This is a genomic window from Duganella guangzhouensis (genome assembly GCF_009674535.1).
Lineage (GTDB): Bacteria > Pseudomonadota > Gammaproteobacteria > Burkholderiales > Burkholderiaceae_D > Rugamonas > Rugamonas guangzhouensis.
Map to the genome: position 1 here is coordinate 141,822 of NZ_WKJK01000010.1, position 18,922 is coordinate 160,743.

The window sequence follows — 18,922 nt, forward strand, 5'->3', positions numbered from 1 at the left end:
GAGCTACCATGAACAACATTACCAACCCAAAGTTAGCAATCCATGGACAAGCTGCGCAGCATGGAAATCTTCGTCGCCGTGGTCGATGCCGGCAATTTCACGGCAGCGGCGGCGCGCTTCGCGATATCGCCGGTCATGGTGGGCAAGCACATCGCCCAGCTGGAAGCCACACTGGGCGCACGCCTGCTGACGCGCACTACGCGCCGCCAAAGCCTGACCGAGATCGGCGCCCAGTACGTCGAACAGTGCCGCGCCATCCTGGCGCAGATCGATGCCGCCGAACGCGGCGCCGAAGCGATGCGCAGCGTGCCGCGAGGGCGTTTGCGCATCACCGCCCCCACCTCGTTCGGCAACGAATGGCTGGCGCCCGCGCTGACTGATTATCTGCGCCTGCATCCCGAAGTCAGCGTGGATCTGAATTTGAACGAGCGTCTGGTGGACCTGGTGGACGAAGGCTACGACGCCGCCATCCGCATCGGCGCGCCAGCAGATTCCAGCATGATCGCGCGCCCGCTGCGGCCCTACGCAATGGTGATTTGCGCCTCGCCCGGCTATCTGAAAAAGCACGGCACGCCGCGCACGCCGGCCGATCTGGCCAGGCATGAGTGTCTGGATTTTATGGTGGGAGATGTCGGCGTCAGTTGGCGCCTGCAATCGGTGCGCGGCAAGAAGCCGCTGGCGGAAAGCCGCTTCCGCGCCAGCAGCGGCCAGGCCTTGCGCATGGCCGCGCTGCGCGACTTCGGCATCGTGATGCAGGCCGAGGTGCTGCTGGCGCAGGACATCGCCGCCGGCCGCCTCAAGCCCATCCTGCGCAACTGCCTGCCGGCGCCGCGTGCGATGCACCTGATTTACCCGCGCGACCGCCGCGCCACACCTAAGCTGACCACCTTCGTGGACTTTATTCTGGAACGCCTTGGGCCAGCGGCACATGGGCCGCTGGCCTCCTCAACGTAAACGAAGCAGACTTATTGCGCCTTGACGGCGCCGTTCTGCGCAACCTGCGCCAGTTGCGGCGATGGCTGCCAGCCGGCGCCCAGCGCGCGTGCCACCGAGACGGCGGCCAGCAAACGCTGAGTGTTGATCTGCACCGCCGCGCGGTCAGCCGCCAGCGCGCTGCGCTGAGCGTCGGTGACGTCGAGGTAAGTCGACACGCCACGCTCGTAGCGCGCCCGCGCCACCAGATATCCGCGCGCCGCCGCCACTTGCGAGGCTTTCTGCGCGTCGCCCTGCAACTGGCGTTGCTGTACGTCGGACAGCGCGTCTTCCACTTCACGCAGCGCGGTCAAGAGCTTGGTCTGGTGATTGGCCAGCGCTTCCTCGTAACGCGACTTGGCGATCGCCAGATTGGCCTTGTTGCGGCCACCGTCGAAAATCGGCAGCGACAGCGCCAGCGGACCAACGCTGAACTGGCGGGCATCGCCCTGGGTCAGCTTGCTCAGGTTCTCCGAGGCGAAACCAAAGTTACCGGTCAGCGAGAACGAAGGATAGAACGCGCCTTCGGCCACGCCGATCTGGGCGTTGGCGGCACGCAGCGACGCCACGCTGCCAGCCAAATCCGGACGATGCGACAGCAGGCTGGCCGGCAGGCCGACCGGAATCGCCGGCGGCTGCGGCAGCGTGGCGGCATCGGTCTTCACCGCCGTCTGCAGCGACGATGGCGAGGCACCGACCAGCGTGGCCAGACTGTGTTCCAGCAGGTTGCGCTGACGCTGCACTTCGTGCAGGTCGGCCTGGGCGTTGGCGCGCTCGATGCGAGCACGCGACACGTCCAGTTCATTCGACAGGCCGGCGTCGAAGCGCGCGGTCACCAGTTCCTCGGTTTCGCGACGGGTATCCAGCGCGCCGTTGAGGATCGCGATTTCCGCGTCCAGGCCGCGCAGCTGCCAGTAGGTGGTGGCCAGTTGCGACGACAGCATCAGCAGCACGCCATCGCGGTCCGCTTCCGCGCCCAGCGCTTGCGCGTCCGACGCTTCGACCAGACGACGCACCCGGCCCAGCAAATCGATCTCGTACGAGAAGCTGGAGCCGACCGAGTAGTTATTACCCTTGATCGAATGACCGCCCAGCGCCTGGCCGGTCGCGGTCTGCGCCGAGCTGCGGGTGTTGGAGATGCCGGCGTCCACGCTCAGTTGCGGACGTTCATTGGCGCGCGAGACGTTGGCCTGTTCCAGCGCCTGCAGCAGACGCTGCGCGGCCGCTTTCACGCTAGGATTGTCGCGCAGCGCGGTCTCTTCCAGCTGATTCAGCTGGGCGTCGTTAAACACGGTCCACCATTGCGCCGGCAGATTGGCCTGGCTGGCGCCGGCCTGCGGCAGATGGCGGAACGAGGCGTCAGCCACGTTGGCCGGCGCCTTGAAATCGGTGCCGACGGTGGCGCAGCCAGTGACTGCCAGGGTTACAGAAACAGCGAGCGTCAAGCGCTTCAGAGCTGAGTTCAACATGATTACCTCTTCAATATTATTGTTAGTGAGCGCCGCCGCCACCGCCACCCGACGGAGCTTTGACTTTGTCCGAGAACCACAGCACGCCGATGCACGCGAACAGCACCACCGCGACCAGGAAGAAGCCGTCGTTGTAGGCCATCACATACGCCTCGCGGCGCACCACGCCATCGACCGCCTTCAGCGCCATGTCCGACGCGGTGGCCGCGTCGAAGCCCTGGCCCAGGAAGTTCGAGGTCATCGCGCTCAGACGCTCCTGCGTCGCCAGCGAGAAATTGGTCACCGACTCGCCGATGCGCGCCGAGTGGAAGTGCTCGCGCGAAGTCAGCGCGGTGGCCAGCAGCGCGATGCCGATCGAACCGCCCAGATTACGGGTCATGTTGATCAGGCTCGATGCCGACGGCATGTCTTTCGGCTGGATGCCATTCATCGCGAAGTTCGACAAGGTCAGCATCACGAACGGCTGGCCCAGCGCACGCACGATCTGCGACAGCAGCAGCTGATCGTAGCCGGTGGTGGCGTCCATATAAGCGTTCATCAGGCAGGAGCCGCCGAACAGCAGCAGGCCAAACGTGCACAGGATGCGGTTATCGATCTTGGACGACAGCCGGGCCACGAACGGCATGATGAACAGCTGCGGCAGACCGGCCCACATGATCACCTCACCGATCTGCATCGGCGAGTAGCCGGGAATCTGCGCCAGGAACAGCGGCAGGATAAACGCCGAACCATACAGGCCCATGCCCATCGCCATCGACAGCGCGGTGGCGGCGGCGAAGTTGCGCTTGCCGTACAAGCCCAGATTGACAAACGGCTGCTTGCTCAAAGTGCTGTTGACCACCCAGCCCAGCAAGCCCACCACCGCCAGCGCGGCAAAGGTGTTGATGAAGGATGAATCGAACCAGTCCTTGCTGTTGCCCTCTTCCAGGAACACGGTCAGGCTGCCCAGACCGAGCGCCATGAAGCCGATGCCCAGCCAGTCAGCGTTGAACAACTGCCCCAGGTTCTTCGGTTCCTTGTCCAGGCCAATCGCGATACCGCCGATCAGCAGCAGGCCGGGCACCCAGTTGATGTAAAAGATCGACGGCCAGCCATACAGCTCGCTCAGATAACCGCCCAAGGTCGGCCCCATCGACGGCGCCAGGGTCGCGGTCAGGCCGAAGATGGCCATGCCGGTGGCGCGCTTGGAGGCCGGCAGCTTGGTCATCACCAGCGTCATCGCCATCGGGATCAGCGCGCCGCCGGTAAAGCCCTGCAGCATGCGGAACGCGATCATGCTTGGCAGATTCCAGGCGAAGCCGCACAGCGTGGAGAACGACAGGAACAGCGCGGTGGTGCCCATCATGTAGGCGCGCATGCTGAACACGCGCACGAACAGACCGGTCATCGGGATCACGATAATCTCCGCCACCAGATAGGCGGTGGCGACCCACGAACCCTCTTCCTGGGTGGCCGACAGCGTGCCCAGGATGTCTTTCAGCGACGAGTTGGTGATCTGAATATCGAGCACCGCCATGAAGGCGCCCAGCATGCCGGCGGCCACCGCCAGCCAGGTACGGCCGGACACTTTCGCGTTCGGCGCCGGCGGCACAAACGCAGGGCTGTGTTGGCCCCCGCCGCCCGGCGTATCAATCGTGGTACTAGCCATGGAAGGCTCCTTGATTATTTCTGATTGATCGCGACTTCAGCCACGGCCGACATGCCCGGCACCAGACGGCCGCTCAACGCTTTCACGTCTTCCGGCTTGAAGGTGACCTTGACCGGCACCCGCTGCACGATCTTGGTGAAGTTACCGGTGGCGTTATCCGGCGGCAGCAGCGAGAACTGCGCGCCCGAGGCCGGCGCGAAGCTGTCCACCTTGCCGATCAATTCCTTGCCCGGCAACGCATCCACCGTCACCTTGACTTCCTGACCCACCTTCATCTCGGCCAGCTGGGTCTCTTTGAAGTTGGCGGTCAGCCAGACGTTTTCCTGCACGATCGCGGTCAGCTGCTGGCCGGCGTTCACGCGCTGGCCCACCTCGATGGTGCGCTTGCCGATGCGGCCCGACACCGGCGCCACGATCTTGTTATAGCCCAGTTGCTGCTTGGCGTCCTTCAGCTGCACCTGCAGCACCGCGACCTGCGCGTTCAGCACATCGCGCGCCGACTTGGCGGAGGCGATTTGCGCCTTGGCGGCGGCGGCGCTGTCCTTGCGCGCGGCCAGATCGGCGACCGCGCTGGCGCGGGTGGCGACGGCGGCGTCCAGTTCGGCTTTCGACACCGCCTTCATCTGGTTGTTGTACAGCTGACCGTAACGCTCGGCGTCCTGCTTGGCACGCACCAGTTGCGCGTCCGACTGCGCCACCTGGGCGGCGGCGGCGCTGGCCTGGGCCTGCACCTGCGCGATCTGGGCGTCGGCCTGCGCCACCTGCTGCTGGGCCGAGGCGATCTGGGCCTGAATCTGCTCCACTTTGACGCCCTGATCGAACGGATCCAGCTCGGCGATCACATCGCCTTCCTTGACCAGTTGGTTATCGTCGATCAGCACCTTGGTGACGGTGCCGGCGATGCGGCTCGACACCGGGTGCACGTGACCGGCCACATAGGCATTCTCGGTCTCGACATAGTAATGGCTGCGGTACCACATGCGGCCACCGATGCCGACCGCGACCAGCGCGAGCACAGCGGCGACCACCAGCACGCGGCGGTTCGGTGGCGTAGCCGGCGCGGCCGGCGCGGTGGCGGGAGCGGCTGGAGCGGGCGGCACGGCACTGAGTTTTTGTTCTTGGGTGGACATGAATTGGCTCCAGAAATGAAATGAGATAGGAGCATTATGGCGGGTTTACACGCAAAGTCAAGAAATGAAACGGTTGCATTTCATTTTTGTTTGGACTAGCATGACGGCATTCGTTATTATTCAGCCGCCATGATGACCTCTGACCTGACTGACGCCACCGAGCTGGACGAGCAAGATTGCCCGGAAGGCAATTACGCGCCCGACTCGCCCTGCTTTGGCAAGGCCGCCGGCCGCCCGCGCGCCGCCGACAAGGCGGCCCGCCGCGCCGCCCTGCTGCACACCGCCGGCCAGCTGTTCCTGGAAAAAGGCTATAGCAAGGTCAGCCTGGAGATGATCGCGCGCGAAGCCCACGTGGCGGTGCGCACCATCTACGTCAAGTTTGGCGGCAAGGTCGGGCTGCTGAACGCCATCATTTCCGACGGCCGCGCCAGCTATCTGGCGGGCGCCGCCGACATGGCAACCGATCCGCGCCCAATGGAAGACATCCTGGGCGACTTCGCGCTGCGCTTCCTCGAGCTGATCTCGCTGCCGACCTTCTGCAGCCTGCACCGCATGGTGGTGGCCGAGGCCAAAACCACGCCGGAACTTGCCGCCGCCTTCTTCGAGGCCGGGCCGCTGCGCACGCGCGAAGAGCTAAACCGCTTCTTCGCCCGCGCCGACATCCGCGCCCAGTTGCGCGCCGAAGTGCGGCCGGACACGCTGCCGGTGTTCCTGCTGAACTGCCTGATGGGCGACCAGATGTCGCGCCTGCTGTTCCCCAGCGACGCCATGGTGCCCAAGGACGAGCTGCGGCGGCGTGCCGCCGAAGGGGTGGATTTGTTTCTGCGCGGCGTTAAACGTTAAGCCCGGTTAAAACACGCCCAAAATTTGCTAATTGATCTATACTGATTTTTTACAAATCAGAGCAGTCATCCGCTATGAGCAAAAGCAATCGTCTCGACTGGAGCAAACACATCACGCTCATGAACGAGCGCATCAAACACTTTCAGACCAATCCGGGCCAGGAACAGCTGGACGCCGTGATCGCCGAGCTGCAAGCCTACGCCGAGGCGGCGCGCAGCGGCGGCATCGAGATTCCGGCCCGCTTTACCGTCAACTGAGCATGAAGGCGCTGCGCTCGGCCGTGCTGGCCCTGGTGATCGCGCTGGCGGGGGCCGGCGCCGCCAGCTACTATCAACAACGTAATCCCGAAAAACTGGCCCTGACCGACGCCGTGCGCAGCCGCGCCGGCGCACCCGGCCAGTTCGCCACGCTCAGCGACGGCGTCACCTATTACGAGGCGGCCGGCCCGGCCAATGGCCGTGTCGCGGTGCTGGTGCATGGCTTCTCGGTGCCGTCCTACATCTGGGATCCCACCTTTGCCGCGCTGCGCGACGCCGGCTACCGCGTGATCCGCTACGACCTGTATGGCCGCGGCCTGTCCGACCGCCCGGACGCGTCCTACGACAGCGTGTTCTACGACCGCCAGCTGGACGACCTGCTGAAGGCGCTCAAAGTGGACGGCAAGATCGACCTGTTCGGCCTGTCCTTCGGCGGCTATGTGACGGCGCATTACACCTCCACCCATCCGGAACGGGTGCGCACGCTGACGCTGGTCGATCCATCCAACACCGCGCCCACCGTCAGCTGGCAATTGCGGCTGCCGCTGCTCGGACCGTATTTGTTCCAGACCGGCGCGGTGCCGGGCATGGCGGACAACCAGAGCAGCGACTTCCTGCATCCCGAGCAATTCCCCGGCTGGGCCGAGCGTTATCGCCCGCAGATGCAATACCACGGCTTTGGCCGCGCGCTGTACCGCTCGCGCGTCAACCTGTCGCATGAAAACTTCGCCGCCATCTACGGCCCGATCGCGCGCGCCGGCACCCCGGTGCACCTGGTGTGGGGCAAGCAGGACCCGACCATCCCGGTGGCGCAGGCGGCCAATATCCGCAAGGCGATACCGGCTTTGGAGTACACTGAGATCGACCAGGCCGGCCACCTGCCGCAGATGGAACAGCCGGCCGTGTTCAACCAACGTGTATTGGCCTACCTCGCCGCCCACCCATGAAAATCCGGCTCCTGCAAACCGATGACGCCGAACGCCTGCTGGCGTTCGAAAGCGCCAACCGCGGCTGGTTCGAACAGCATGTGGTGGCGCGTAGCCCATCGTTTTATGCAGCTGACGGCGTCGCCGCCCACATCGCCGACTACCTGAGCCAGCACGCGGCCGGCGACATGCATCCGTGCGTGCTGACCAGCGACGATGGCGCCACCATCATCGGCCGCGCCAACCTGCGCCGCATCGACCGCGCCGGCGGCAGCGCCGAAATCGGCTACCGCATCGCCCGCGATCAGGCGCGCCAGGGGCTGGCCAGCCACGCCGTGGCCTATCTGCAGGAAGTGGCGCGCAGCGTGTACGGGCTGCGCATCCTCAACGCCTGGATCACCGACCAGAACCTGGGCTCCAAGCGCGTGATGGACAAGTGCGGCTTCACGCGCGACTCGCTGGCGGCGCCGGAAGTGGTGGCGGTGCATGGCGTCGAGCGCAGCTCGCACCTGTACCAGTGCCACCTCTGAATCAGCGCCACGCTCAACGCGCCTCCAGCCCGGCGATATCCTGCATCAGCGCGATCAGCCGTTTGGCGCCGAGGCCGAGCGGACGGTCGTTCAGCCACACCACATCCACCCACAGCCGCAGCTCGTTGCTCATGTTGGCGAAGGCGATGCGCAGCAGTTCGCCGCTGTCGAGCAGCGGTTGCGCCAGCCGGCGCGGCAAATAGGCCCAGCCCAACCCGGCGCGCACCAGTCCCAGCGTGGCCAGATGGCTGTCGGTGCGCCACAGCTTGCGCGAGATCAGCACGCGCTGATCGGCTTCGGCCACCTCGCGGCTGACGATGGCCACCTGCCGCAGGTCGACCAGATCCTCCAGCCGCAAGCTGCCGTTGCGTTCCAGCGCCAGCGGATGGCGCGGCGAGATCACCGCCAGCAGCACTTCGCTGCCCAGCTCCTGAAAACGCTCGCGGTCGTCGACGCGGGTGCGCTCGTAGATCAGCGCCAGTTGCGCCGCGCCCTCGTGCAGCAGGCGCAACGCGTCGTCCTGCGGCGCCGACACCACCTCCACCTCCAGCGCCGGGAATTCCTGCGCCAGCCGCGCCAGCGGCTCGGCCCACGGCGCCGACAGCAGCTCGGGCGCGATCGCCAAGGTCAGCCGCCGCTCCAGCCCCTGATGCAGCGACAGCGCGTGCGCCTGCAGCCGCCTTAGCTGGCCGGCCAGCTGGCGCGCCTCCGGCTCCAGCGCGCGCGCCGATTCGGTCGGCCGCACCTCGCGCGGACTGCGCTCGAACAGCGTCAGGCCCAGTTCCGCCTCCAGATTGGCGACCGCCATGCTGACCGCCGACGGCACCCGCCCCAGCGCCCGCGCCGCCGCCGAGAAGGAGCCGTGGTCCAGCACCGCCAGAAAGATCGCTACATTGTCGGAAGAGAAAGCCATACCAGTCAGGTTATCAGAAAAACTGACAGCTGCTGACTTTTTCGATCAGCCAACCATGCATATGATGCGAGCTTGTCTGTCGCAACCAAGGAATCACCATGCAAGGCCTGAAACGCAAAATCGTCTATGCCACCCTGTTCGAACTGATCGCCGTCGGCCTGACCAGCAGCCTGCTGATGTTCGGCGCCGGCCACGATGCCGGCCATGCCGGCGTCGCCGCCGTGGCCTCGTCAACCATCGCCTTCCTGTGGAACCTGGTGTTCAACCACGCGTTTGAAGCGTGGGAAGCGCGCCAGAGCACGCGCGGCCGCAACTGGAAGCGCCGCGCCGCCCACGCCATCGGCTTCGAGGGCGGCCTGGTGCTGCTGCTGGTGCCGCTGTTCGCGTGGTGGCTCGCCATCTCGCTGTGGCAAGCGCTGCTGCTGGACCTGGGCCTGCTGCTGTTCTTCATGGTCTACACCTACCTGTTCAGCCTCGGCTTCGACCGCATCTTCGGCCTGCCCGCTTCCGCGCGGGGCTGAGCTACAATCGACGGCATACCATCCACCGGAGAATGTCGCATGAAGTTGAAACCGTTCGCGTTTGCAGTACTGGCGTTGCTGTGGGGTGCAGCGCAGGCCGAGGGCTTGTCGCCGATCGAGCAGAAAATCGTCGCCGAGGTCAAGGCGCATGCGCCGCAGGGCCTGCAATTGCTGGAGCGTTCGGTGAACATCAACAGCGGCACCATGAACCACGACGGCGTGCGCGCGGTCGGCAAGCTGTTTGGCGAGCAGTTCGCGCAGCTCGGCTTTGCCACCCGCTGGTCCGAGATGCCGCCGGCGATGCAGCGCGCCGGCCACCTGATCGCCAGCCGCGAGGGCAAGCAGGGCAAGCGCCTGCTGCTGATCGGCCATCTGGACACGGTGTTTGAAAAAGACAGCCCGGTGCAACTGTGGCAGCGCAACGGCGACCGCGTGCGCGGCCAGGGCGTCAATGACATGAAGGGCGGCGACGTCATCATCATCGAAGCGCTGCGCGCCTTGCAGCGCGTGGGCGCGCTGGAGAACACCAGCATCAGCGTGGTGTTCAGCGGCGACGAGGAGAACGCCGGCGAGCCGATCGCGGTGTCGCGCGCCGACATGGTCAACGCCGCCAAGCGCAGCGACATCGCGCTCGCTTTCGAGGCCACGGTGCGCGACAAAAATGGCAAGGACACCGGCACCATCGGCCGCCGTGCCTCGTCGTCGTGGGAACTCAAGGTGACGGGCAAGCAAGGCCACTCCAGCGGCATCTTCACCGAAGGCGCCGGCTATGGCGCCATCTATGAAGCGGCGCGCATCGTCGACGCCTTCCGCCAGCAGGTGATCGAGCCGGACCTGACCTTCAGCCCCGGCCTGATCGTCGGCGGCACCGACGCCACCACCAACGCGCTGGGCACCACCGGCCAGGCGGCCGGCAAGACCAATGTCATCTCGCGCACAGCGACAGTGGAAGGCGACCTGCGTTACCTCAGCAACGAACAGCGCGACCGCGCCCACGCCAAGATGCAGGCCATCGTCGCCCAGAACCTGCCCGGCACCAGCGCCAGCATCGTCTTCCACGACGCCTATCCGCCGATGTCGCCGACCGCCGGCAACCTGGCCGTCTTGAAGGTCTACTCGCAAGCCAGCGCCGACGCCGGCCTGGGCGAGATCCCGGCCCTGCCGCCGGGCCAGCGCGGCGCCGGCGACGTGCAGTTCGTGGCGCCGCTGCTGGACAGCCTGGACGGCCTGGGCGCCACCGGCAACGGCGCCCACTCGCCCGACGAGGACCTGGAAATCGCCTCGATCGAACGCGCCACCATCCGCACCGCGATCCTGCTGTACCGTTTGACGCGTTAGTTTGACGCGTTAATCGGCGCGACGGCGCGACACCAGCAGCAACAGCGCCGCCGACAGCGCAAACAGCAGCATCACGAAGGCCAGGATGGCGTTTGGCCCGCCGTGGTGCGTCAACACCCCGGTGATGGCCGAACTGGCGCCGCCGCCCAGGATGCCGATGCTGGTGATCATGCCAATGCCCGCCGCCTGCAGATGGCGCGGCAAGGCCTCGGTGGTAAACGTGATGAACAACGGCGTGGTCGAGGCCACCCCCACCGTGGCGATGCACATGCCGATCAGCGACGGCAGCAGCACGCCCTGCGCCGCGATCGTCAGCGCGATCCCGGCCAGCGCGATGCCGACGCTGGCGGCGTAATGCCAGCGCCGCTCGCCATGCTTGTCCGAGTGACGCGCCATCAGCAGCATGCCAATCATGCCGACCAGATTAGGCAGCGCCGCATACAAGCCAATCAGCAACGCGTCCTGCACGCCCCAGGAACGAATCAGCGACGGCACCCAGAACACCAGCGCGTAGGTCGCGCCTATCATCAGGAAGTTGACCATGGCGTAGCCATAGATCACGCGCGAGCGCAACATGGCCAGCAGGCTGACCTTGGGCGGCGGCGCCGCCGGCGCGCCCTGCGCCAGGTCGGCGCGCAGCAGTTCGCGTTCCGCCTCGCTGAGCCAGCGCGCCTGCTCCGGCTGGTCGTCCAGACGCAGGAACAGCACCACCCCCAGCAGCAGCGCCGGCACGCCCTGCAGCACGAACATCCACTGCCAGCCGGCCAGTCCGCGCCATCCATCCAGGTATTGCAGGATGGCGCCGCACAGCGGCCCGGCGACCAGACTGGCCGCGATGGTGGAGGTCATGAACAGCGCCAGCACCTTGCCGCGCCGCGCGGCCGGGAACCAGTAGGTCAGATACAGCACCACGCCGGGGAAGAAGCCAGCTTCGAATACGCCCAGCAGGAAGCGCATGATGTAGAACTGCGCTGGCGTCTTCACCAGCATCATGCCCGCCGCCACCGCGCCCCACAGCACCATGATGCGCAACATGGTCTTGCGCGCGCCGATCTTCTCCAGCAGCAGATTGCTCGGCACTTCGCACAGGAAGTAACCGACGAAGAAAATGCCGGCGCCCATGCCATACACGGCATCGCTGAACTGCAGCGCGGTCAGCATCTGCAGCTTGGCGTAGCCGATGTTGACGCGGTCCAGATACGACACCAGATACGCCAGCATCAGCAGCGGCAGCAGCCGCCAGCTGATCTTGCGGTACAGCGCCGACAGCGCTTGCGAATTGTTCTCTACGTTGTCCATGGAGCGCAATGATACCGATGGTGGCGCCGAACGGTGCCAATTGCCGCTCATGGCGCCGTTGTAGTTAGCCATATTAAGAACTCCGATTCAATTAGAAGTGGTGATACATGCCCAGCGTGAGCGAGCGGGTTTCGATGCCAAGCTGCGGGTTGGCGCTGCCCGATTGCAGCGGCAGCGCATTGCTGTTGAAGACGATGGTCGAAGCGCCGAAGTTGCGCACCGTGCCAACCCGCGCGTACAGCGAGGTGCGCTTGGACAGGTCGTAGTCGTAGCCCAGCATGACGCCCAGCGCCGACGACGCGACTTCCGTGCCGGCGGTATTGCGCACGCCCGAAGTATCGCGGTGCACCACCGACATGCGCCAGGTATGGCGGCCGCGCGGCAGAATGGCGCCCAGCGTGGCGATGCGGGCCAGGCCATCCTGCTCCAGCTTGGGCACCATCATCATGTAGGACGTGGACAGCACCAGATCACCATGGTCATACACCACGGCCAGACCCGGAATGTCGTTGCGCACGTAGATCGGCGTGGCGCCGGTGGTCAGCGTCACCGCGCCGCTCCACACCTGGTTGTAGCTGGCCGCCAGATAGAACGGATAGCTCTCGTACGACACCACGCCGCCCTGATTCGACGCGCGCGGCACGCCAGTGCCGGTGGTGCTGTTGGAGGCGTACATGAACTGCCCGGACAAGCCGGCCATGCGCGGCGTCTGATACATCACCGACTTCGGCACCCGCGTCAGCAGCGTGGTGGCGCCGGCGCCCAGATCGCTGTTGTAGCCAACGCCCTTGGAGGTCTGCACCGCCGCCGCGCCAACCCAGGTGAACACCGAGTTGGTATTGACCACGCCGAAGACGTCAACAAACAGCGGCAGCGACGCCGCCAGCTGATTACCAAAGCGCAGCGTGCCCAGCTCGCGCGACTTCAGGCCGACCCACGACGCGCGGTTGAACAGATTGGTATCCTGCTGGGTGCCGGTATCGGCCTGGAAGCCCGACTCCAGATTGAATTCCAGCTTCAGGCCACCGCCCAGATCCTCGCTGCCGTAGATACCGAGCTTGGAGCTGTACTCACCGCCGCTCATCACCTGCGTTTTCACCGGACCGTTGTCCGACTTGATGTAATTGATGCCCTCATCCAGCGTGCCATACACCGACACGCCGGTGGCGCCCGAGGCGCCGCTGTACTCCGGCAGCGATTGCAGACGACTCCACAAATAAGAGTTCTGCGCCATCGCGGCTGTGCTTGAAGTCCCCATTGCCACAGCCATTACCAGTACAACTTTGTTTTTCTGCTTCATGCTCAACTGCTCCCGATTACTTTGAATGAAAGAATGCTGCCGAACTGCCGCGCGCCGTGGGCGGCGCGTCTTTTTTAATGGTTTATGCCAGATAGCGCTCCACCAGATTGCCCCAGTAGCTGGCGCCGAACACCATGGCTTCGTCATTGAAGTCATAGCCAGGGTTGTGGATCATGCAGCCGCCCTTCTGCCCCACGCCGTTACCCAGCAGGACATAGCAGCCCGGAACCTGCTCCAGCATCCACGAAAAGTCTTCGCTGCCCAGCAGGCCTTCCGGCATGGTGATCACCCGCTGCGGGCCAACCATGTCCTGCAGCACCTTGCGCGCAAAGGCGGTTTCCTGCTCGGCGTTGACCACCACCCGCGAGATCGGCTGCCACTCCACTTCGGCGCTCACGCCAAAGCTCTCGGCCTGGCCCTTTGCGATCAGGCGCAGGCGCTCCTCGACCTGCTTCTGCACGCCCGGATTCAGGGTGCGCACGGTCAGCTTCAGCACCGCGCTGTCCGGAATCACGTTGTGCGCCTTGCCGGCCTGGATCGAGCCGACCGTGATCACGGCGGTTTCATTGGCGGCGATATTGCGCGAGACGATGCTTTGCAGCGCCATCACCATGCTGGCGGCGGCCACCACCGGGTCTTGCGCCAGATGCGGCATGGCGCCGTGCCCCCCCTGGCCGCGCACGGTGATGGTGACGGTGTCCGACGATGCCGCCATCGCGCCACTCTTCAGCGCGAACATGCCAACGCCGACGCCCGGCGCGTTATGCAGCGCGTAGACGGCGTCGCACGGGAAGCGCTGGAACAGGCCTTCCTCGATCATGCGGGCGGCGCCGCCCAGCCCTTCCTCGGCCGGCTGGAAGATCAAGTTCAGGGTGCCGTTGAAGTTGCGGCTCTCGGCCAGGTATTTGGCGGCGGCCAGCAGCGTGGCGGTGTGGCCGTCGTGGCCACAGGCGTGCATTTTGCCGTCGATGGTGCTGGCGTATGGCAGGCCGGTTTCTTCGTGAATCGGCAGCGCGTCCATGTCGGCGCGGATGCCGATGCGCTTCTCGCCGTCGCCCACGCGCAGCTGGCCGACCACGCCGGTGCCGCCGATGCCGGCGCTGACCTCATAGCCCCACTCCTTCAGCATCTCGGCCACCAGCGCGCTGGTGGCGACTTCCTCAAAGCCGATTTCCGGATGGGCGTGGATGCGCTGGCGGATCGCCTTGAAAGCGTCGATGTTTTGCTCGATGGCGGGAATAAGGGCGGTTTGCGGCTGCAAGATGAACTCCAGAATGACGTAATGGTTGGCATTCTGGTCAATCTGCTGCAAAATAAAAACACACGAATATTTATCGCGATAACCATTGGTTATCACTAGACGGGCCAAAATGAAGCATTACCAACTGCGCGCCCTGGTGGCGGTGGCGGACAACGGCAGCATCCGGGCCGCCGCGCGAGCGTTGTTTTTAACCCAGCCCGCCATCACCAAAGCGATCCGCGATCTGGAAAATGAAATTGGTTTAACCCTGCTGGTGCGGCAGTCGCGCGGCGTGACGCTGACGCATGAGGGCAAAATGCTGCTGGGCCGCGCACGCATGATCGTGCGCGAGCTGGAACGGGCGCAGGAAGACATCCAGGCCCTGAAAGGCAGCGCCGGCGGCCGCCTGACCATCGGCGTGACACCGCTGGCCGGCCTGACCGTGGTGCCGAAAGCGTTCGCGCTGTTTAGGGAAGCGTGGCCTGAGATCGAACTGAATTTCTTCGAGTTCACCTCGGACCAGCTGTATGACAATCTGAAAAACGGCATGCTGGACTTCGCCGTCGGCGCGCTGCCGGAGGAACGGCTGAACCGGCTGAACAGCAACACCGAACTGATCTCGCTGCCGACCTCGTTCGCGGTGCGGCGCGACAGTCCCTACGCCACCGCGCGCAGCTTCGCCGAGCTGCAGGATGTGGAATGGCTGCACACCGACATCACCGGCCACTTCGGCCTGTTCATCAGCGACATCTTCCGGCGTCACGACCTGCGCCCGCCGAAGCGCATCACCCGCTGCACCTCGCAGGCCTTGTTCTACAGCCTGTCGATGCTGACCGACGTGGTGATTTTCTGGTCGCGGCTATCGCTGGAAGCGCCCATCGTCAACCGCCAGTTCCAGGCGTTGACGCTGGACGAACCGCTGCCCGACCTCAAGCTCAACCTGATGATGCGGGAGGACGGCCAGCTGACCCGACCCGCCGAATATTTCATCAGCTGCATAAAGCAAATCGCCGCTGACGAGCAGCGGCGATTGGCCTGAGCAGACTCGCGCGGCTTAGCGCTTGCGCGGTGGTGGCAGGTCGGTGCAGACGCCTTCGTAGACTTCCGCCGCCATGCCGATCGACTCACCCAGCGTCGGGTGCGGGTGGATGGTTTTGCCGATGTCGGTGCCATCCGCGCCCATCTCGATCGCCAGCGCGATTTCACCGATCATGTCACCCGCGTGGGTGCCGACGATGGTGCCACCGATGATGCGGTGGGTCTCAGCGTCGAACAACAGCTTGGTGAAGCCCTCGGCGCGGCCATTGGCCACGGCGCGGCCGCTCGCTGCCCAAGGGAAGTGGCCCTTCTCGACCTTGATGCCCTTGGCTTTCGCCTCGTCCTCGGTGATGCCGGCCCATGCCACTTCCGGATCGGTGTAAGCCACCGACGGAATCACCTTCACATCGAAGTGCGACTTCTGGCCGGCTGCCGCTTCAGCGGCAACGTGGCCTTCGTGCACCGCCTTGTGCGCCAGCATAGGCTGGCCCACCAGGTCGCCGATGGCGAAGATGTGCGGCACGTTGGTGCGCATCTGGCTGTCGACCGGAATGAAGCCGCGATCGCTCACCACCACGCCAGCCTTGTCGGCGGCGATCTTCTTGCCGTTCGGGCTACGGCCAACGGCCACCAGCACCAGATCATAGACCTGGGCCGCAGGCGCAGGCGCGCCGGCTTCCGCCGCTTCGAAGGTGACTTTGATCCCTTCCGGCAGCGCTTCAACGCCCACCGTTTTGGTCTTGGTCATGATGTTGTCGAAGCGGGCTTCGTTGTACTTCTGCCAGACCTTGACCGCGTCGCGGTCGGCGCCTTGCATCAAGCCGTCCATCATTTCGACCACGTCGATGCGCGCGCCGAAGGTCGAGTACACGGTAGCCATTTCCAGGCCGATGATGCCGCCGCCGATGACCAGCATGCGTTTCGGGATCTGACGCAGTTCCAGCGCGCCGGTCGAATCGACGATGCGCGCATCTTCCGGCACGAACGGCAGCTTCACCACCGACGAACCGGCGGCGATGATGGCCTGCTTGAACTGCACCACTTTCTTGGTGCCGTCCTTGGCGGTGACTTCGATGTGGTTCGGGCTGACGAACTGGCCGACGCCCTGCACCACCTGGGTCTTGCGCGCCTTGGCCATGCCGGCCAGACCGCCGGTCATGTTCTTGATCACGCCTTCCTTGTACTTGCGTACCTGGTCGATGTCGATGCTTGGCTTGGCGAAGGTGACGCCGGTGTTGGCCATGTGCGCGGTTTCGTCGATCACCGACGCCACGTGCAGCAGTGCCTTCGATGGGATACAACCCACGTTCAGGCACACGCCGCCCAGCGTGTCGTAACGCTCGACGATCACGGTGTTCAGGCCCAGATCCGCGGCGCGGAACGCGGCCGAGTAGCCGCCAGGACCGCCGCCCAGCACCATCATGTCGCAGTCGACGTCGACCTGACCGGTATAGCTGCCGCCGATAGGCGCAACCGCCGGTGCGGCCGGAGCCGCGACAGGCGCCGCAGCCGGCGCGGCAGCCGCAGGGGCCGGAGCTGGTGCGGCGGCAGGGGCAGCAGCGGCCGCGCCGTCGGTGGCCTCAACCACCAGCAGCGCCACGCCTTCCTTGACCTTGTCGCCGACCTTGACCTTCACTTCTTTCACCACGCCGCTATGCGACGATGGGATCTCCATGCTGGCCTTGTCCGATTCAACGGTAATCAGCGACTGATCAACCTTGATCGTATCGCCCACCTTGACCATCACCTCGATCACTTCTACTTCCGCGAAGTCGCCGATATTCGGCACTTTTACTTCTGTGCTCATAGTGGCTCCTTACAGCAGAATTTTACGCATGTCGCCGAGCACTTCGCTCAGATACACGGAGAAGCGCGCGCCCATCGCGCCATCGACCACGCGGTGGTCGTAGGACAGCGAGGTGCCCATCAGCAGGCGTGGCTGGAAGGCTTTGCCATCCCACACCGGCTTGATCGATGCCTTGGACAAGCCCAGGATCGCCACTTCCGGCGCATTCACGATCGGCGTGAAGTGCGTGCCGCCGATACCGCCCAGCGACGAGATGGTGAAGGTCGCGCCTTGCATGTCGGCCGGCTTCAGCTTGCCTTCGCGTGCTTGCAGCGACAGCTCGGTCATCTCTTTGGCGATCTGCGTGACCGATTTCTGGTCGGCGTTTTTGATCACTGGTACCACCAGGCCATTCGGCGTGTCCGCCGCGAAGCCGATGTTGTAGTACTTCTTCAGAATCAGGTTCTCGCCCTTCGCGTCCAGCGACGAATTGAAGGTCGGGAATTTCTTCAGCGCGGCCACCGATGCCTTGATCACAAACGCCAGCATGGTCAGCTTGGTGGCGTCCTTGTTCTTGGCGGTAGCGGCGTTGGATTCAACGCGGAAGGCTTCCAGATCGGTGATGTCGGCATCGTCGAACTGCGTGACATGCGGGATCTGCACCCAGTTGCGATGCAGATTAGGACCGGAGATCTTCTTGATGCGCGACAGCGGCAGCAGTTCGGTTTCGCCGAATTTGCTGAAGTCCAGCGACGGCCATGGCAGCACGCTGAAGTTGCCACCGCCACCGACCGCGCCACCAGCGGCAGCAGGAGCGGCCACGGTACCGGCGATCACGCCCTTGACGTAGTTCTGCACGTCGATCTGGGTGATGCGGCCTTTCGGGCCGGTGCCCGGCACTTTGCCCAGATCCACGCCCAGTTCGCGGGCGAACTTGCGGATCGACGGCGAAGCGTGCGCCAGTTTGCCGGTGGTGACCGAGCCTTGCGACGCCGGTGCGGCGGCGGCGGCCGGAGCCGGTGCTGGCGACGGCGCTGCGGCCGCAGGGGCCGGAGCTGCCGCTGCAGGGGCTGGAGCTGGAGCGGCGGCGGCAGGCGCGGCGGCCGGGCCGCCAACTGCGTCTACCACGAACACGATCGTGCCCATGGCGACCTTGTCGCCTACCTTGACCTTCACTTCTTTCACCACGCCGGCGTGCGACGATGGGATTTCCATGCTGGCTTTGTCCGATTCAACGGTCAGCAGCGATTGGTCGACCTTGATGGTGTCGCCAACTTTGACCATGACTTCGATGACTTCCACTTCCTTGAAGTCGCCAATGTCCGGCACTTTAACGTCGACCGGGCCGGCGGCGGCCGCAGGCGCGGCAGCCGGTGCCGGAGCCGGTGCTGCGGCAGCTGCCGGCGCAGGCGCCGGGGCAGCAGCGGCAGGAGCGGCGGCCGGCGCGGCGGCGGCGCCATCGGCCTCCAGCAGCAACACCAGCGAACCCATGGCCACCTTCTCGCCCACCTTCACTTTGATCTCTTTCACCACGCCGGCGGCGGACGAAGGGATTTCCATGCTGGCCTTGTCCGATTCCACCGTGATCAGCGACTGATCGACCTTGATCGTGTCTCCAACCTTGATCATCACTTCGATGATCTCAACTTCCTTGAAATCACCGATATCCGGGACTTTAACTTCCACAATGCTCATAGCGTTTGCTCCGTTCT

At 64.8% G+C, this 18,922-nt stretch carries 17 protein-coding genes; 8 read left to right on the forward strand and 9 right to left on the reverse strand.

Going from position 1 to position 18,922, the window contains the following annotated elements:
* Positions 1–42: 42 nt before the first annotated feature.
* Positions 43–954 (forward strand): LysR family transcriptional regulator, encoded by a 912-nt coding sequence (locus GJ699_RS19675; protein WP_154379395.1) that lies wholly within the window; start codon positions 43–45, stop codon positions 952–954.
* Positions 955–965: 11 nt separating this feature from the next.
* Here the strand turns inward: GJ699_RS19675 and GJ699_RS19680 are convergent, their stop codons facing one another.
* From GJ699_RS19680 to GJ699_RS19690, 3 genes are read right to left on the reverse strand one after another with little or no spacing between them, the layout of a single operon-like run.
* Complete coding sequence (locus GJ699_RS19680) at positions 966–2,441, reverse strand: efflux transporter outer membrane subunit (protein ID WP_154379397.1); 1,476 nt, start codon at positions 2,439–2,441, stop codon at positions 966–968.
* Positions 2,442–2,463: 22 nt separating this feature from the next.
* Positions 2,464–4,089 (reverse strand): DHA2 family efflux MFS transporter permease subunit, encoded by a 1,626-nt coding sequence (locus tag GJ699_RS19685; RefSeq protein WP_154379399.1) that lies wholly within the window; start codon positions 4,087–4,089, stop codon positions 2,464–2,466.
* Between the two features lie 14 nt (positions 4,090–4,103).
* Positions 4,104–5,219 carry an HlyD family secretion protein gene (locus GJ699_RS19690; RefSeq protein ID WP_154379401.1) on the reverse strand — a complete coding sequence of 372 codons (1,116 nt, stop codon included), beginning with the start codon at positions 5,217–5,219 and terminating at the stop codon, positions 4,104–4,106.
* Positions 5,220–5,348: 129 nt separating this feature from the next.
* Here GJ699_RS19690 and GJ699_RS19695 point away from each other — a divergent pair, with 129 nt between their 5' ends.
* From GJ699_RS19695 to GJ699_RS19710, 4 genes are all read left to right on the forward strand, one after another.
* A complete protein-coding gene (locus GJ699_RS19695) occupies positions 5,349–6,062 on the forward strand; it encodes a TetR/AcrR family transcriptional regulator (protein ID WP_229262186.1) in 714 nt (237 codons plus the stop codon).
* 74 nt (positions 6,063–6,136) lie between these two features.
* Positions 6,137–6,319, forward strand: a complete 183-nt coding sequence (locus tag GJ699_RS19700) for a hypothetical protein (RefSeq protein WP_154379403.1) — start codon at positions 6,137–6,139, stop codon at positions 6,317–6,319.
* Between the two features lie 2 nt (positions 6,320–6,321).
* The gene (locus GJ699_RS19705) at positions 6,322–7,266 is read left to right on the forward strand and encodes an alpha/beta fold hydrolase (RefSeq protein WP_154379405.1); all 945 of its coding nucleotides are present in this window, start codon (positions 6,322–6,324) and stop codon (positions 7,264–7,266) included.
* Positions 7,263–7,775: a GNAT family N-acetyltransferase gene (locus GJ699_RS19710; protein WP_154379407.1), complete on the forward strand. Its 513-nt coding sequence runs from the start codon at positions 7,263–7,265 to the stop codon at positions 7,773–7,775. The genes GJ699_RS19705 and GJ699_RS19710 overlap by 4 nt, the downstream gene beginning before the upstream one ends.
* A gap of 13 nt (positions 7,776–7,788) precedes the next feature.
* On the opposite strand, the gene GJ699_RS19715 is transcribed toward GJ699_RS19710, so the two are convergent.
* Positions 7,789–8,688: a LysR family transcriptional regulator gene (locus tag GJ699_RS19715; RefSeq protein ID WP_154379409.1), complete on the reverse strand. Its 900-nt coding sequence runs from the start codon at positions 8,686–8,688 to the stop codon at positions 7,789–7,791.
* Between the two features lie 98 nt (positions 8,689–8,786).
* On the opposite strand from GJ699_RS19715, the gene GJ699_RS19720 reads away from it, so the two are divergent.
* A complete protein-coding gene (locus tag GJ699_RS19720) occupies positions 8,787–9,209 on the forward strand; it encodes a PACE efflux transporter (protein WP_154379411.1) in 423 nt (140 codons plus the stop codon).
* 39 nt (positions 9,210–9,248) lie between these two features.
* A complete protein-coding gene (locus tag GJ699_RS19725; protein ID WP_154379413.1) occupies positions 9,249–10,547 on the forward strand; it encodes a M20/M25/M40 family metallo-hydrolase in 1,299 nt (432 codons plus the stop codon).
* A gap of 9 nt (positions 10,548–10,556) precedes the next feature.
* On the opposite strand, the gene GJ699_RS19730 is transcribed toward GJ699_RS19725, so the two are convergent.
* The 3 genes from GJ699_RS19730 to GJ699_RS19740 all read right to left on the reverse strand — a co-directional run bounded on the left by GJ699_RS19730 (position 10,557) and on the right by GJ699_RS19740 (position 14,410).
* The gene (locus GJ699_RS19730; protein ID WP_229262187.1) at positions 10,557–11,918 is read right to left on the reverse strand and encodes an MFS transporter; all 1,362 of its coding nucleotides are present in this window, start codon (positions 11,916–11,918) and stop codon (positions 10,557–10,559) included.
* 19 nt (positions 11,919–11,937) lie between these two features.
* Complete coding sequence (locus tag GJ699_RS19735) at positions 11,938–13,146, reverse strand: porin (protein WP_371867600.1); 1,209 nt, start codon at positions 13,144–13,146, stop codon at positions 11,938–11,940.
* An 82-nt stretch (positions 13,147–13,228) separates the two neighbouring features.
* Positions 13,229–14,410 carry a M20 aminoacylase family protein gene (locus tag GJ699_RS19740; RefSeq protein ID WP_371867605.1) on the reverse strand — a complete coding sequence of 394 codons (1,182 nt, stop codon included), beginning with the start codon at positions 14,408–14,410 and terminating at the stop codon, positions 13,229–13,231.
* A 106-nt stretch (positions 14,411–14,516) separates the two neighbouring features.
* Here GJ699_RS19740 and GJ699_RS19745 point away from each other — a divergent pair, with 106 nt between their 5' ends.
* Positions 14,517–15,425: a LysR family transcriptional regulator gene (locus GJ699_RS19745; protein ID WP_154379417.1), complete on the forward strand. Its 909-nt coding sequence runs from the start codon at positions 14,517–14,519 to the stop codon at positions 15,423–15,425.
* 15 nt (positions 15,426–15,440) lie between these two features.
* Here the strand turns inward: GJ699_RS19745 and lpdA are convergent, their stop codons facing one another.
* Positions 15,441–17,231, reverse strand: a complete 1,791-nt coding sequence (gene lpdA / locus GJ699_RS19750) for a dihydrolipoyl dehydrogenase (RefSeq protein WP_154379419.1) — start codon at positions 17,229–17,231, stop codon at positions 15,441–15,443.
* A gap of 9 nt (positions 17,232–17,240) precedes the next feature.
* Positions 17,241–18,905: a dihydrolipoyllysine-residue acetyltransferase gene (gene aceF, locus GJ699_RS19755; protein ID WP_154379421.1), complete on the reverse strand. Its 1,665-nt coding sequence runs from the start codon at positions 18,903–18,905 to the stop codon at positions 17,241–17,243.
* Positions 18,906–18,922 lie beyond the last annotated feature (17 nt).

Coding starts and splice junctions, on each gene's coding strand:
- GJ699_RS19730 (WP_229262187.1), bottom strand. CDS start 11,918: ATGGCTAACTACAACGGCGCCATGAGCGGCAATTGGCACCGTTCGGCG.
- lpdA (WP_154379419.1), bottom strand. CDS start 17,231: ATGAGCACAGAAGTAAAAGTGCCGAATATCGGCGACTTCGCGGAAGTA.
- GJ699_RS19700 (WP_154379403.1), top strand. CDS start 6,137: ATGAGCAAAAGCAATCGTCTCGACTGGAGCAAACACATCACGCTCATG.
- GJ699_RS19675 (WP_154379395.1), top strand. CDS start 43: ATGGACAAGCTGCGCAGCATGGAAATCTTCGTCGCCGTGGTCGATGCC.
- GJ699_RS19710 (WP_154379407.1), top strand. CDS start 7,263: ATGAAAATCCGGCTCCTGCAAACCGATGACGCCGAACGCCTGCTGGCG.
- GJ699_RS19720 (WP_154379411.1), top strand. CDS start 8,787: ATGCAAGGCCTGAAACGCAAAATCGTCTATGCCACCCTGTTCGAACTG.
- GJ699_RS19735 (WP_371867600.1), bottom strand. CDS start 13,146: ATGAAGCAGAAAAACAAAGTTGTACTGGTAATGGCTGTGGCAATGGGG.
- GJ699_RS19690 (WP_154379401.1), bottom strand. CDS start 5,219: ATGTCCACCCAAGAACAAAAACTCAGTGCCGTGCCGCCCGCTCCAGCC.
- aceF (WP_154379421.1), bottom strand. CDS start 18,905: ATGAGCATTGTGGAAGTTAAAGTCCCGGATATCGGTGATTTCAAGGAA.
- GJ699_RS19685 (WP_154379399.1), bottom strand. CDS start 4,089: ATGGCTAGTACCACGATTGATACGCCGGGCGGCGGGGGCCAACACAGC.
- GJ699_RS19745 (WP_154379417.1), top strand. CDS start 14,517: ATGAAGCATTACCAACTGCGCGCCCTGGTGGCGGTGGCGGACAACGGC.
- GJ699_RS19705 (WP_154379405.1), top strand. CDS start 6,322: ATGAAGGCGCTGCGCTCGGCCGTGCTGGCCCTGGTGATCGCGCTGGCG.
- GJ699_RS19680 (WP_154379397.1), bottom strand. CDS start 2,441: ATGTTGAACTCAGCTCTGAAGCGCTTGACGCTCGCTGTTTCTGTAACC.
- GJ699_RS19725 (WP_154379413.1), top strand. CDS start 9,249: ATGAAGTTGAAACCGTTCGCGTTTGCAGTACTGGCGTTGCTGTGGGGT.
- GJ699_RS19695 (WP_229262186.1), top strand. CDS start 5,349: ATGATGACCTCTGACCTGACTGACGCCACCGAGCTGGACGAGCAAGAT.
- GJ699_RS19715 (WP_154379409.1), bottom strand. CDS start 8,688: ATGGCTTTCTCTTCCGACAATGTAGCGATCTTTCTGGCGGTGCTGGAC.